The sequence below is a fragment of the Jidongwangia harbinensis genome (assembly GCF_020216025.1).
In the GTDB taxonomy this organism is placed as follows: Bacteria; Actinomycetota; Actinomycetes; order Mycobacteriales; family Micromonosporaceae; genus Actinoplanes; species Actinoplanes harbinensis.
Genome location: NZ_JAIWNC010000021.1, coordinates 96,623 through 110,459 on the forward strand (window position 1 = coordinate 96,623; position 13,837 = coordinate 110,459).

The window sequence follows — 13,837 nt, forward strand, 5'->3', positions numbered from 1 at the left end:
CGACTAACGCGTTGAGGTAGTGAGCGCGCTCCTTGTCAAGGCGGGCCCGCTCTTTCTCGATCTCCGGATGTCCATCGTCTTGCCGAGCCGGGCAATCGCGGTCGCCACCTTTCCCAGCCGGTCGACGGCCGAGTCCAGCTTGTATGGCTTCATCCCGCGAACGAGGTTGTCGGCTTCCGCGTTGTAGGCACGCAGCATCAACTTCGAGAAGTCCCGGATCATCGTTCGGCCCTGCGCCTCCGAGCCGTTGACGGTCCATCCGCGCGCCGCCTGGACCGCCCCACCGTCGGCCCTCGCCATCCTCTTGATCCGGTCCTGGATGCGCGCCAGAGCCGCCTGGTAGGCAACGGCATCAGACAGCGGATGCCGGTACTCGTACACGCCGACTTCCTGCAGAATAGCCGTCTCCTCGGTGACAACTACCTGCTGCCGCACCTGCGCCAGCCGGGTGTGCGCCTCGGCTTCCTGCCGCATCAGCTCGCCCACTCGCGCCTGCGTCTGCGCAATCTGCTCGGCGAGTTGCGTTTTGCTGCGGGCCGCCTCGTCGGCAGTCTCCTGTCGGACCCGTTCCCGATATCGCTCCAGTTCCACCGCGGACAACACACCGAGACGCTGCATGTCCGCGTGCAGACCGTTGAGCTCCGCCGTAAGCCGTTCGACCTCGCCGGCAAGTTCCCGGGCTTTGCCTCTCGCACCGAAGAATCCGATGCCCGACTCCGCCGGAGCGGATCCGGGTGGATCCGGTACCGGGGGCGGAACCACAGGTGGTGCCGGGGTATTCATCCCCGGTACCACCGGCGGCAGGGGGGCAGATGAAGCAGGAGCTTCCATCACGTCCGGCACCCAGAATTGCCAGCCCTCCGGCGCCGGCCCCCACATCGGATCGGGCTTCCATCCCTCAGGAGGCACCCACCCCGCGGGCGGTCTGGGCCAGTTCCGATGACGAGCCAGGGTGCTCCAGACGGTACGGATCGGGTGATGCGGGTACGCCTACAAGAATGCGTGGACACGATCTGCTTCCGTCGTCGCAAGGAGAAGGCATGCAGCACCGCATCGGCGAGATCACGCTGACCGTGCTCGGACCGGACCACCGGCCGCTGGCCGACCGGGTCGTCACGGTCGAGCAGCGGCGCCACGCGTTCGCGTTCGGCAACATCGGTTTTGACTTCGTCCACCTGGTCGGCGGGCCGAACCCGGCCGAGGAGGGCCGGGAGCAGAACTTCGGCGGCGCGACGGACATCGACCTCGACCAGTTCGCCCGGGACTGGCTGGGTCTGTTCAACACGGCCACGCTGCCGTTCTACTGGGGCAGCTACGAGCCGACCCGCGGAGCACCCGACACCGCCCGCCTTCTGCGGACGGCACGATGGCTCACCGAACGCGGCGTGGTCGTCAAGGGGCATCCGCTGGTGTGGCACACCGTCCAGCCCCGGTGGTTGCTCGGTCTCGAACTGGACGAGGTGGAACGACTGCTCCGGGAGCGCATCCGGCACCTCGTCGACGGCTTCGCCGGCCTCATCGACACCTGGGACGCGATCAACGAAGCGGTGATCATGCCGGTCTTCGCCAACGGCGACAACGCGGTGACTCCGCTGGCCCGCGCCCGCGGGCGGATCGCGATGGTACGGCTGGCGTTCGAGCAGGCGCGGGCGGCCAACCCGGGTGCGACGCTGGTGCTCAACGACTTCGACCTCAGCTCGGCGTACGAATGCCTGATCGAAGGTGTTCTCGAGGCCGGCATCCCGATCGACGCGATCGGCCTGCAGACCCACATGCACAAGGGCTACCGCGGCGAGGAGTACATGAACGCCATGCTGGACCGGTTCGCCCGCTACGGACTGCCGCTGCACCTGACCGAGAGCACGCTGGTCTCCGGGCACCTCATGCCCCGTGACATCGAGGACCTCAACGACTACCAGGTTCCCGACTGGCCGACGACGCCCGAGGGCGAGGCACGCCAGGCGGACGAGATCGTCCGGCACTACCGGTCGCTGGTCGCCCACCCGGCGGTTCAGGCGATCAACTACTGGGGGCTGACGGACCGGGGCTCCTGGCTCGGCGCACCGGTCGGCCTGATCCGCGCCGACGGCACCCGCAAGCCGTCGTACGACGCCCTGTCCGCCCTGATCAAGGGCGAGTGGTGGCTCCCGCCGACGGAGCAGCGCACCGGCGCCGACGGGACACTGACGGTACGGGGCTTCCACGGTGACTACGCGGTCGCCGGTGCACCGTTCCGGATCGGCCCGGAGCAGCAGAGCACCACGGTGACCGTCGACCCGGTGGCGCGGTAGCCGGCGGAACGCGGGATCCCGGGCGGGCGACGGTTGCGCTTCGCCCGCCCGCGATGATTGCATGTGCCGCGGCTGTCCCTCCGGCGCCGGTCAGGAGGACGTCATGCTCGCCGCGCTAGGTCGTACCGTCTACCTCCGGCGCCACGCCGTCATCGCGGTGTGGGTGGTGGTCGCGCTGGCCGGTGCCGTGTTCGGTGGCACCGTCTACGATCGCACCCGGTCGATCGACACCCTGCCTCCCGGCGCGCCGTCCACCGTCGCGCAGGACCGTCTGGATGCGCTGTCCCCCGAGGGCGAACGCCTGGTAGCCGTGATCTCCGGCCGCGATGTCGGCGCGATCGAACTGGTCAACAGCGTCAGCCGGATCGCCTTCGAGATCCGCGACATCCCCGGGGTGGCCGAGGTCGAGGACTCCTACACCTCGGCGGCGCGGCAGATCTCCAGCGACAACCGCAGCTCCCTGGTCACGGTGGAGTTCAAGCCGGGCCTCAGCGACGCCGAGGCGTTGCGGGTCGCCGACCGGGTGAGCGCGGCCCTGCGCCGCATCGACGCCCCCGAGATCCTGATCGGCGGCGAGCTGCGGGCCGAACAGGAGTTCGGCGACCAGGCCGTCCGGGATGCGGCCGTGGGCGAGTCCGTCGCCCTGGTCTGCGTGGCGCTCCTGCTGATCGTGCTGCTGGGCGGCCTGGTGGCCGGCCTGCTGCCGTTGGCGGCCGCGCTCGGCGCGGTCGCCGCCACGCTGCTGACGCTGACCGGTCTGGCCCGCCTCCTGCCGGTCAGCGAGTACGCGGTCAACGTGGTCACCCTGCTCGGCATCGGGCTGGCGGTCGACTACAGCCTCCTGCTGATCGCCCGGTTCCAGGAGGAACGGGCCGCCGACCCGCGGGCGCCACTGGCCGACCTGACGGCCCGCACGGTGGCGACCGCCGGCCGGGCGGTGCTGGTCTCCGGCTCCGCCGTCACCGCGGCGCTGGTGGGCCTGTTCGCCTTCGGGGACCCGCTGCTGTCCGCGATGGCGATGGGCGGAGCGCTGGTCGTCGTTCTGGCGACGGTGACCGGGCTGACGCTCGTACCCGCGTTGATCGGAACCGCCCACCGGCGCATCCCGGCGACCGGCGGGTGGCGCCGGACCCGGCGGGTTTCCGGGCCGGGGCCGAACCCCGGCCTGCTGGCGCGGCTCGCCGGGTTCGCTCAGCGCCGGCCGGGCCCGGTTGCGCTGGCGGCGACGGCCGGGCTGCTGGTGTTGAGCGCGCCGCTGTTCTTCGTGGAGTTCGCCAACTCGGATGTCCGCGCGCTGCCGCGGAGCAGCGAGGCCCGCCAGACGTACGAGGCGGTGCAGGGCCGGTTCACCGACCCGCCGAAGCAGCCGCTGACCGTGGTGATCGAGGTGGATCCGGCCGCGCCCGGCCTGACCGACCTGTACGACAGCATGCAGCGGCTACCGGGCGTGTCCGATGTCTACCCGCGATCCAGCCTGCCGCCCGGGGTGAGCGTCGCCGACGTGGTGCCGAGCGGAACCGAGGACGGCCCGTCGGCCCAGCGACTGGTGGCGAGCCTGCGGGCACTCGACGCGCCCGCCCCGGTGCTGGTCGCCGGTCCCGCCGCGGAACTGGTCGACGCGAAACGCTCGGTGGCCGAGCGCCTGCCGGTCGCCCTGGCGATCATCGTCGTGGCGACCGGGGCGCTGCTGTTCGCGCTCACCCGCTCGGTGGTCGTACCCGTCAAGGCCATCGCGATGAACCTGCTGACGCTGCTGGCGACCATGGGGGTGCTGGTCGCGGTCTTCCAGTGGGGCTGGGGTGCCGGCCTGCTGGGCTTCGACCCGTGGGGTGCGCTCGACCTGACCACCCCGTTGTTGCTGTTCGTCTTCGCGTTCGGCCTCTCGATGGACTACGAGGTATTCCTGCTGGCCCGGATCAAGGAAGAATGGGACCGGCGGACGGCCACCGACCGCGCGGCCAACGACCGCGCCGTCCTGGCCGGAATCACCGCCACCGGTCCGGTGGTCACCACGGCCGCACTGGCGATCGGCATCGTCTTCCTCGGCTTCGTCCTCGGCGACCTGGTCGCGGTGAAGGAGATCGGTATCGGCATGGCCGTGGCGGTCCTGCTGGACGTCACGGTGGTCCGCGGCCTCCTGCTCCCGGCGACGATGTCACTGCTCGGACGCTGGAACTGGTGGCGGCCGGGCGCCACCACCGGCGCCGAGGCCGGCGAGCCGACCCGTACGCTGGCGCGATGATCGATTTTCGCGCCGCGGTCGAGGCACGCGATCCCGACGCCATCGCCGCGACCCTGGCCGACAACGTGGTGTTCCGCAGCCCGGTGGCGTTCAAGCCCTATCCGGGCAAGGCCATCACCGCGGCGATCCTGCGCGGCGTGCTGCGGGTGTTCGAGGACTTCCGGTACGTCCGCGAGCTGAGCGGCGACGGCGGCCGCGACCACGCGCTGGTCTTCGCGGCCAGGATCGGCGACGTCGCCGTCGAGGGCTGCGATTTCGTGCACCTGGACGAGAATGGCCTGATCGACGAGTTCACGGTCATGGTCCGCCCGTTGTCCGCGGCACAGGCGCTGGCCGCCGCGATGGCCGCCCAGTTCGAACAGATCCAGCGCGAGGCCACCGCCGGCTAAGGCCTGTTTCGGAACCCGGCGGCGCGGCCGGTGACGGTTCCGGTGCCGTGGCGCGTGACAGCCGGTTCGGCGTGCGAGGCTGGCGGGTACGGCCGCGAAGCGTCGCTCGTGGCGGGTGCGCGGGGCCCGTGCCGGCTGACGGTGGAGGTAGCGCGGTGGAGTTCACACGGCTGGGTCGGACCGGGCTGAGGGTGAGTCGTATCGGGCTCGGGTGCATGAGCTTCGGAGAAGCCGCGGCCGGTATGCACCGGTGGACACTCGACGAGGATGCCGCGGCGCCGTTCTTCCGGCAGGCCGTCTAGCTGGGTGTGACGTTCTGCGACACCGCGAACGCCTGTCGATGAGCGGGACATGATCCCGATGTGCCGTGATCAGGGTCGCCGCGCTGGAGGCCCCCTACCGGCCGCAGGACAACTACTGGTGGTGAGCGCGGGCACCCGGCCCGACGGATTCCCACACCGGCATCCCGGGCTCGTCGTTGTGCACGATGATGTCGACGTGCTCGGCCGGGCGCACCGTGGCGAAGTAGAACCGTTGGGCGGGGAGGTACCGCTCGCGCCAGCGCCGTTCGACGGCGGCCCGGGCGGACACCCGGCTCTCCCGGATCACGGCGCGATCCACCGTCTTCTCCGGCGCCGCCGACACGAGGACACGCAGGTCCCACCGGCCGATCAGTTCCGGGCGCATGAGGAAGACGCCGTCGAAGACCAACACGGCGTCGGCGGCGGCGGTCGTGACCGGCGGGGACGTCGCGGTGTCCGTGGCGTGGTCGTAGACCGCGGTTCGGTGGCGCCGGTCTCCGCCCGGGCCGAGCGGATCGAGCAGCACCCGGTTCAGCGCGTCGTGGTCATGGGCGTCGAGGTAGCAGCCTTCGGCCGAGTATTCGCCGCGCGGGTAGCGCTGCGCCCGGGGGACGAGGAAGTCGTCGATCGTCGCGCGGATGACCTCGCGCCCCCGGGTACGCAGGACGGCGGCCAGCTCGTCGGCCAGGGTGGTCTTGCCCGCGGCGGGCGGTCCGTCGACGGCGACCCGCACCGGATGCGGGACGGTGACCGACCCGACCGCCCCGGCCAGGCGGCGAGCACCTCCGCCCGGGTGCCTCGGCCCATGTCCTACCCCGTTCTGGTCTCGCGCACGATCGGAGCCTAGGCGACAGCGCGCCCGGATGCTGCCCGCCACCATGCGGCCGGTCGGGGTCCACGGACAGCCGATCGCCTACGTCTCGGCCAGGGCCGCAGCGTCGCCGCGGTCAGAACGTGGCGATCGGGTTGACCGGGCTACCGGACGTACCGGCGAGGCGGACCGGCGCGACGGCCAGGTGGAAGTCCCACTGGCCCAGCTCGGCGGCCGTCGACGCGCACGCCTCCAGGTCGCAGTTGTCGAGCATCCACAGCCCCATCGCGACGAGACTCACGGCGTGTACCGGCATCAGCACGTCCGCGTACCCGGACGGTTGCACGTCCTGTGGGGTGTCCGCGCCGATCAGCGCGACCTCCCGCTCCCGCAGCCACGGCAGGCAGGACGCGTGCCAGCCGGCCTGCGTGAAGCCGCCGGCCGGGCCGCTCTCGTGCCGGGCACGGCCGTAGCCGGTCCGCAGGAGTACCGCGTCGCCGGGTCGCACCCGCACACCCTGGCGACGCTCGGCCTCCTCGAGATCGTCGGGGAACACGCCTTGCCCGGGCTCCAGCCACGGCACGTCGCGGACCCGGGCGATGTCCAGCAGAACACCGCGGGTGACGATGCCGTTCGCCGCGGCCGTGACGGCGGCCCACGCCGAGCCGGTGCCGGCGCCGACCGACGAGTGCGACCGCCCGTTGTACATCGTGCCGTCCCAGAAGATGTGGCAGGGCGAGTCGAGGTGGGTGACGGTGTTGCCGTGGAACGTGATGCCGAGCCGCTCGGACGAGAAGCCCCAGCGCCGGTCGGCGTGGAACCCGGGCACCGGCATGTTCTCCCCGCCCGGCATGTCGGCCGCGCACGGGCACGTCGTCGTCGACCGCTCCATGTCCCGCGGTACGGCGACCTCCCAGGCGCACGACACGCCCCTGCCGTGCCGCACGGCCCGGGCCGCCGCCAGCCGGACGTCGTCGGTGATGTGGTTCAGCGTCCCGAGTTCGTCGTCGTCGCCCCACCGGCCCCAGTTCGACAGCGTCCGGAAATACCCGAGCACGTCGTCCTGCGTCGGCATCGCCCGCCCCGCCGTCATCCCAGCATCGACTCCTCCGGTCCCGCGGTCGAGGCGCCGCGCGCGACGTGACCTGGCAGGACGCTACCTCACCGGGCCGGCGCGCGGCGGCGCCGGCAGTCACTCGGTCGTGGCCGACGACGTCCGGGTCCCGTTCGCGCGCATCGCGCCGGCGGGCAAGTCCATGACCCGCCCGACCTCAGGACTGGCGGAGGCGACCATGCTGGCGCGGGCCGGAACGATCGACGCGAACGGGCTACGGGCGCTCACTCACCGGCGTGGCCTGAGGGCCCACCTGGTGCGCCTGATCGTCGTGGGCCCGGTCAGCGGCGATCGACGAGCGCGGCCTCCAGCCGCAGCCCGAGCCCGGTGATCACCAGAAGACCCGCGACGACGTAGCCCTCGGCGGGCGTGTCGTCGGCAACCAGCCCGAAGACCGCGACCAGGAGGCCGACCACCACGGCGATGGTGCCCAGTATCCGCGCCGCATAGACCCGTCGTCCCCGATCGTCCACGGCGAAGACCATACGGTGCCGATCCGCCCGGCACAGTCCCCTGTCGAGGGCGGCGCGGAGCCGTGGACCGTCGAAGCTCGTCGGTGGTGGAGCCGATCGGATGCCGGCGGGTCAGCGGAAGTCCCGGATCGGCCAGAGACGGACCGCGCCGTCGGCGTAGGTGGCCGCGAGCATCACGCCGTTCCGGTCGTAGGCGATCGTGTCCGCCGGGTCGGCGCTGCCGATGAGGGTGTGCACGTGCAGGCCGGTGCTGGCGTCGAAGATCTGGACCGTTCCGTCCCGCGGGGCGGCCGCGAGGCTGTTCCGGATCAACGGGTTGAACGCCAGCGAGCCGGCCCCACGCGGAATCCGGACCGGGCGGACCGGGCGCCCGTCGCTGGAGTCCCAGACCCGGATCGCGGCTCCGGTCTCGCCGGTGACGAGGGTGTTGCGGGTCAGGGGGTCGAAGGCGAGCGCGGTCACGTGGCGGAAGGAGCCCTGCAGCCGGCGGACCGGCTGCCCGTTGCTGGTGTCGAAGACGGTGACCGGGCCGTCCCGGCCGGCCACGGCCAGGGTGTGGCGGGTGAGCGGGTCGAAGGCGAGCGCGGTGACCGGCGCGGCCGGCCCGCCCAGCGTGCGGATCCGCCGGCCCGTGTCGATGTCCCAGAACGTCACCGGGCGTCCGGTGACGGCGGCCACCAGCACGTTGCGGTCGTGCGGGTCGAAGGCGAGCACCGCCTTGTCGCCCGGGCCGGCGCCGGGCAGCGTCCGCAGCGGGCTGCCGTCGGTGTGGTCCCAGAGCCGGATCAGGCCGTCCGGCCCGGTGGTGGCGAGAACCTCCCGGTTCAGCGGGTCGAAGGCGACCAGCGTCGGCTGCGGATCCCCGGTGTCGATCGTCCGGGTCACCTCGCCGGCGGCGGTGTCCCAGATCCGGACGACGCCGGCCGCGTCCGCCGTGGCCAGCCGGTCCGCGAAGAACCGGGGGAAGCTCAGCGTCACCGGCCCGGAGGGATGTCCCGGGGTCAGCAGCCGCGGGTCGTCCGGATCCCCCGAGGTCGCCTTCCGGACGACGAACAGCGTGGCTGCCCCGCCGGCCAGGACCGCACCGCCGGCCAGGACCGCACCGCCGGTGATCACGGCACGCCGGGACAGCCGCCCTCCGGCGTCCGCCGCGCCGAGGTCCGCCTTCAGCCGTTCCCATCGGCCGCGCCATTCCTCGACGTTGCCGTCACAGGCCTGCACATAGGCCTCGACGGTCGGCCACTTGGGCAGGTGCCGGCCACTGGCGGCATCGGACAGAGCCGTGGTCGACCGGTCGGTGCGGGCCGCCATGGTGCTGTACTTGGGGGAACCGGCGGCCACCCGGAGCGCACGCAGTGCGGCGGCGAACTCGGCGAGCGGGCCGTCCGCTGGATCAAGGGGACGCTCCGGACGTGGCATGTGGCTCAGCGTCACAGTCGTCCGCCGACCGGCGCAAGAGACCGTCGGATGTCCGCCGGGGAGCCGCGTTGTCCGCCGCAGGACCACATTGTCCGCCCGGGCACCGACGGCTACCGCAATCGGCTACGACGGATACCGGCCCGGTGTTCCGCCGGGTGACTCCCCACTCGGAGGTCTGGCGAGATGACCACGGAAAATCCGGATGACCCGACGGCCGCCGATCCGTCGGCAGAACCGAAGCATCGCCGGCCGGAGGACCCCGCGCCTCCGGAGCCCCCGCCCGTGCCCGAGCAGGCGCGTGCTGCCCGGCAGGCACCGGCCACGGCGGACGTACCCGAGCAGGTCCGTGCGGCCGGCCAGGCGCCGGCCGCGGTGGACGTACCCGAGCAGGTAACCGCGCTGCCGGACCAGGCTGGCGGCGGCCCGGAGAGCCGGGCCGGCCGCAGTGCCGTGGAGAAGGTTCAAGCCTGGAGCGCCGTCGTGTCCGCGGTGCTCTCGGTGGCCGCGATCGTGCTGTCCACGATGGCGTTCGCGGATCAGCGCGGCCGGCAGCAGAAGCAGATTGCGGCACGCGTCTCGATCGTCGAGGGCCTGTTGCCCACCCGGGTGGAAGGACAGCTCGGCGCACCCGGGATCGTGATCCGGAACCGGGCGCCGTCACCGATCTTCAAATCATGGCTCCTGGTCGACCGGGCCGGCCGGACCGGACTCTTCTACCTCGACGCGATTCCACCCTGCGTCGTACTCGGGCTCCCGAAGGAGATCTTCACCGGCAAGCCGGTCCCGGACCGCAAGGTGGTCGTGGCGTTGTGGTTCGCCGACGACGAGGGACGCGGCTGGCAACGGCTGGCCGGCGGGGAACTCGATCCGTTCGCGGTACCGATCTACCAGGGCGCGGCGACGGCACTCCCGGGTGGCCGGGGCCTGCCGCCGGCCACGGCCATCGACGCGACTCTGAACTCCGAGCCGGCCCGGCTGGCCCGCGGGATGGTGATCCGGGACGCGTCGGACTGCAGCGAGGCGAACTGACGCCTCGCCCGCGTGCCGCCCCGTGGCCGGGATGCTGCCGCTCTGCGCCTGGCGATCTACCACCCGGTGAAGGGGACGCCGGAGGCCAGCGCCTGGCTCAACTACTCGCGCGTGCCTGGCCGGACGGCGCCGTTGCCTTCCGCAGTTCGCTCAGCCACTCGATGCCGAGCCGGCGGCCGTCCGGGAACTGGTCGTCGCGGTCCCAGCGCCACGCTGTGATCATCGCCAGCACGAGGGTCCGGCAGTCCCGGAGCAGCTGGTGATCGATGCCCGGGTAGTGGTCTTCAACCCCGTCGGGTGCGTGCGCCAGGTCGAACTCGATCGGCCCCCGGCAGCACGTCTCGAAATCGATGAAGAGCGGGCCGGTCCCGGTCGGGAGCAGGTTGCCCGGATGGGGTTCGCCGTGCAGGAACTGCTCGGGCCGGCCGCTCTCGCTGACCGCTCGGCGCAGGCGGTCCACCATGCCGGCGAGAAAGACCCGGTCCGCGTCCGCCAGTTCCGGCGTCCGGACGTGGTCGGCCACGAGCGTCCGGGCCTCGGCGACCCGGTCCGTGAAGTGCGGGGAGGGCAGGTCGACCCGGCGCATTCCGGCGTGCAGAGATGCGAGCGCTGCCGCGTAGTCCGCGTGGGGTATCGCGGGAGAGGTGACCGGTTCGTAGTAGGCCCACAGGGTGACCTCGTAGTCGCCCCGCACAAAGACCTCGGGCACGTGCAGCGCGGCCACCGGGCTCCCGGCCTCGGCCAACCGCTGAGCGACATCGACTTCGAACTGGGCGCACCGGCTCGTCACCGGCGCCACCCGGGCCAGCACGTCACAGGGCTGCAGACGGAGGGTCAACTTGTTCGAGTTGTGCAGCACGGCGGCGTCATGGACGGTCAGGCCCAGCGATGCGGCGCTCGAGATGGCTGCCTGGGTTGCCCGCTGAGCCTCGTACTCCTGCATCGCAGCACCGTAGCTCAGCGTTCGTGGCGCGGCCGCCGCATTTCGGTCTCCTGCGCTCGGATATTCTCCGGGAGGTGGATGCACCGGCGATACCGACCCTGCTGATCGACACCTCAACGCTGTTGCGGCTCCAACTGGACCGGTTCTCCCCGGGTCGGCGCACCACCGCACGAGAGGCCGCCGCCCTCGAATGTCTGGTGCTTTTCGACCGCGTTCTGCTGGACGGGCCGACCATCCGCGCAAACCGCGACAGGCTGCTGTGGACCACCGACATCGGCGCGGGAGTGGAAATACTTGATCTTGAGCCGCCGAACGTAGCCGGCCTCTATGTGCGCGGTGCCGAGTTGTTCGCCCAGATGCGCCGCGGGTCCCTGGGAGGTGTCCTGCCGCGTGGGCAGATTCCGCCGGAACTCTCCCGCGAGTTTCCCCCGGCCCACTTCAACCCATCCACCGATTGGCAGGACGTCGCCGCTTTCCTGGAGGGGAATCCGGAGACGCGGCCCGTTCTGCACGCATTCGTTTCGGCGCACGGGGAGCGGCCGCGACACGTCAGTCGTGGACCCCTGATGTTGATGCGACTCTTCTATTACCTCGCGCTCCAGGAGAGCGCAGCCTCGGCACTCCTGCTCGATCCGGCCAAGGCCTACGACGAGGCTCCGCGGTACGGCCAGGCTTCTCGCCTGCTCGACGTCTTCAGCACCGAAGTGCGGACCGGCTACCAGCAGCGTAAGCAGAGGTGGCTCGGAGTGCCCCAGCCGTCGATGCCGACCCCGCTGCTCACCACCTTCGTCAAGGCAACCGCCGAAGAGCGGGACTGGAGTACGGGACGCGTCGTCGCGTGGCTGCGCGAGCAGCCCGAAGTTTTCTCCTTCCGCGCCGGCATGGCTGCCCTGCTCGACGCCGCCGAGCAGGGCGACGCCCACGCCACGGACGCGATCATGGGGGAACTCGAAGAGGCGGCCGCGCAGTGGAGCTCGCGGCTCGGCACACCGGTAAACCGCCGAACCATCCCCATCACCGTGGCGCTCCCCTTTCTGGAGGGTAAGTTCGAGGTTCCCTTACCGGCACTGTCGCGCACACCGGGCGCCAAGCTTCTCGTATTCATCGACATGCTGCTAGGCAAAGAGCATCGCCAGCCCCCGACTTGACCTCCAGGGATGTCGGCCCTCCTCTGCAGGCGGTATCGGCCCGCCCGGCGTCCTGGACTGCCGTGCGGACGTCGACCGACGCGAGACCCGAGTCCGGCCGACGCTGATTGCGGGTGTCCTGATCTCGTATCGTCTGCTCGTGCAGGTTGCTGAGATCCGTCGATACCCGGTGAAGTCGATGCTGGGCGAGGTGGTGCCGGCGGTCGAGGTCGGTCATCGCGGCTTGGCCGGAGACCGGTTGTGGGCCGTGCGCGACGCGGATGGCAAGTTCGGCAGCGGCAAGAGCACCCGCCGATTCCGGCGGATGCCGGGTCTATTCCAGTTCCGCGCGTACGCGTCCGAGCCGGTCCCTGTGGTGGAGTTGCCCGACGGTCGCCGTTTCCCTGCCGACGATGCCATCGGGCACCGGGCAGTCAGTGCAGCGCTCGGGCGCACGGTGACTCTCGCTCGGGAAGCGGCTGTCCCGCATCACGACGAGGGCCCGGTCAGCCTGCTGACGACGGCCTCGATGCGCGCCCTGACAAGGCTTGCCGGCGGGGAAAGGGGCGCGGCGGAAATCGATCCGTTGCGGTTTCGGGCCAACCTTCTGATCGATCTGCCGGGGAGCGGCTTTGCGGAGGACAACTGGCCGGGGCGTCGGCTGCGGGTGGGGACGGAAGTCGTTCTGCGGATAGTCCGACCGCTCACCCGGTGCGTCATGATCGATATGGCGCAGGAGGGGGCCGGCGAACGGAAGGACCTGCTCAAGGCTCTTGCTGAGCATCACGAGACGACGTTCGGCGTCTTCGCCACGGTGGAACAGCAGGGTCGGGTCGCTGCTGGCGACAGGTGCTCGTGGGTGTGAGCTCTCGATCGTTTCCTCGACGGAGATGTCGGCGTGACACCGACCGGATGAGCCTTCGCACGCTCGTGCCGAAATGAGCGGGCTGGGAAGCCGGCCCGGCGACAAGCCCGATGCCGGCTTCCTGAGCCCGATCAGCGTCCGTCAGGAGCGGCGGCACTGAATCATTTGTCGACGACGTGCGCCGCGAAGATGCGCTCGAAGATGGCGTCGATGACGTCGTTCTTGGCCATGGTGTAGTCGTCGTCACCCGCCTCGCGGGCCAGGCGCCGCTTGGTCGAGGCGTAGAGTTCGCGATCCTCGGCGTGGGTACGAAGCCAGTCACGCAGAAGCAGGTGCCGGGTGATCTCCGGCGCGCCCTGCGGCCAGACGTGCAGGTGGACGTCCTCGCCGGCGTCGATGAGCATGCGGTGCCCGTGCCACCAGGGCTCGCGCAGGATCAGGACGTACCCCAGCTTCTCGAGAATCGGGATGTACCGCGACTCGTCGTCGGTGTCGGCCAGGGTGAGATCGATGTCCACGATGGGCTTGGCCGCCAGCCCGGGCACCGAGGTGGACCCGACGTGCTCCAGCCCCAGGGCCCGATCACCCAGCGCACCGAGCAGCGCGGCAGCAGCGATTTCGTAGCGGTCAGCCCATGCGGGGTCGTAGTCCTCGATGACGACCGGCCGCCAGCCGTTGGGCGGGTCCCGCACAATGCGCGACGCATCCTGTTCCGGCGTACCCAGCAGCCGCTGACGGACATCCTGCGAGAACTCGGGCATCGTTCCACCTCCTGGTCGAAACAAAGTCCACCAGGATACGGCGTAATCTGTTCCGGTGCTTGGTGAGCCGG

Annotated in this window: 12 protein-coding genes and 1 pseudogene; 6 read left to right on the top strand and 7 right to left on the bottom strand. The window is 71.0% G+C overall.

Going from position 1 to position 13,837, the window contains the following annotated elements:
* Positions 1-3: 3 nt before the first annotated feature.
* Positions 4-618, bottom strand: coding sequence for an SNIPE associated domain-containing protein (locus LDL48_RS24610; RefSeq protein WP_225257582.1), 615 nt, complete (start codon positions 616-618; stop codon positions 4-6).
* 422 nt (positions 619-1,040) lie between these two features.
* Here LDL48_RS24610 and LDL48_RS24615 point away from each other — a divergent pair, with 422 nt between their 5' ends.
* The 3 genes from LDL48_RS24615 to LDL48_RS24625 all read left to right on the top strand — a co-directional run bounded on the left by LDL48_RS24615 (position 1,041) and on the right by LDL48_RS24625 (position 4,922).
* On the top strand, positions 1,041-2,291 hold the full coding sequence (locus LDL48_RS24615) for an endo-1,4-beta-xylanase (RefSeq protein WP_225257583.1): 1,251 nt from the start codon (positions 1,041-1,043) through the stop codon (positions 2,289-2,291).
* A 103-nt stretch (positions 2,292-2,394) separates the two neighbouring features.
* A complete protein-coding gene (locus LDL48_RS24620) occupies positions 2,395-4,533 on the top strand; it encodes an MMPL family transporter (RefSeq protein WP_225257584.1) in 2,139 nt (712 codons plus the stop codon).
* Positions 4,530-4,922, top strand: a complete 393-nt coding sequence (locus LDL48_RS24625; RefSeq protein ID WP_225257585.1) for a nuclear transport factor 2 family protein — start codon at positions 4,530-4,532, stop codon at positions 4,920-4,922. Before LDL48_RS24620 ends, LDL48_RS24625 begins: the two co-directional genes overlap by 4 nt.
* A gap of 414 nt (positions 4,923-5,336) precedes the next feature.
* On the opposite strand, the pseudogene LDL48_RS24630 reads toward LDL48_RS24625, so the two are convergent.
* From LDL48_RS24630 to LDL48_RS24645, 4 genes and pseudogenes are all read right to left on the bottom strand, one after another.
* Positions 5,337-6,031: pseudogene (locus tag LDL48_RS24630) on the bottom strand (cytidylate kinase family protein).
* A 140-nt stretch (positions 6,032-6,171) separates the two neighbouring features.
* Positions 6,172-7,110 carry a cyclase family protein gene (locus LDL48_RS24635; RefSeq protein ID WP_225257587.1) on the bottom strand — a complete coding sequence of 313 codons (939 nt, stop codon included), beginning with the start codon at positions 7,108-7,110 and terminating at the stop codon, positions 6,172-6,174.
* 320 nt (positions 7,111-7,430) lie between these two features.
* Positions 7,431-7,622: a hypothetical protein gene (locus LDL48_RS24640; RefSeq protein WP_225257588.1), complete on the bottom strand. Its 192-nt coding sequence runs from the start codon at positions 7,620-7,622 to the stop codon at positions 7,431-7,433.
* Between the two features lie 111 nt (positions 7,623-7,733).
* Entirely contained in the window at positions 7,734-9,041 is a 1,308-nt protein-coding gene (locus LDL48_RS24645) for a WD40 repeat domain-containing protein (protein ID WP_225257589.1), read from the bottom strand.
* A gap of 282 nt (positions 9,042-9,323) precedes the next feature.
* On the opposite strand from LDL48_RS24645, the gene LDL48_RS24650 reads away from it, so the two are divergent.
* Positions 9,324-10,070: a hypothetical protein gene (locus LDL48_RS24650; RefSeq protein ID WP_225257590.1), complete on the top strand. Its 747-nt coding sequence runs from the start codon at positions 9,324-9,326 to the stop codon at positions 10,068-10,070.
* A 97-nt stretch (positions 10,071-10,167) separates the two neighbouring features.
* Here the strand turns inward: LDL48_RS24650 and LDL48_RS24655 are convergent, their stop codons facing one another.
* The gene (locus tag LDL48_RS24655) at positions 10,168-11,013 is read right to left on the bottom strand and encodes an aminoglycoside phosphotransferase family protein (RefSeq protein WP_225257591.1); all 846 of its coding nucleotides are present in this window, start codon (positions 11,011-11,013) and stop codon (positions 10,168-10,170) included.
* 23 nt (positions 11,014-11,036) lie between these two features.
* Here LDL48_RS24655 and LDL48_RS24660 point away from each other — a divergent pair, with 23 nt between their 5' ends.
* Positions 11,037-12,161 (top strand): hypothetical protein, encoded by a 1,125-nt coding sequence (locus LDL48_RS24660; protein ID WP_225257592.1) that lies wholly within the window; start codon positions 11,037-11,039, stop codon positions 12,159-12,161.
* 139 nt (positions 12,162-12,300) lie between these two features.
* Positions 12,301-13,005: an MOSC domain-containing protein gene (locus LDL48_RS24665; RefSeq protein ID WP_225257593.1), complete on the top strand. Its 705-nt coding sequence runs from the start codon at positions 12,301-12,303 to the stop codon at positions 13,003-13,005.
* Between the two features lie 161 nt (positions 13,006-13,166).
* Here the strand turns inward: LDL48_RS24665 and LDL48_RS24670 are convergent, their stop codons facing one another.
* Entirely contained in the window at positions 13,167-13,766 is a 600-nt protein-coding gene (locus LDL48_RS24670) for a GrpB family protein (protein WP_225257594.1), read from the bottom strand.
* Positions 13,767-13,837: the final 71 nt, after the last annotated feature.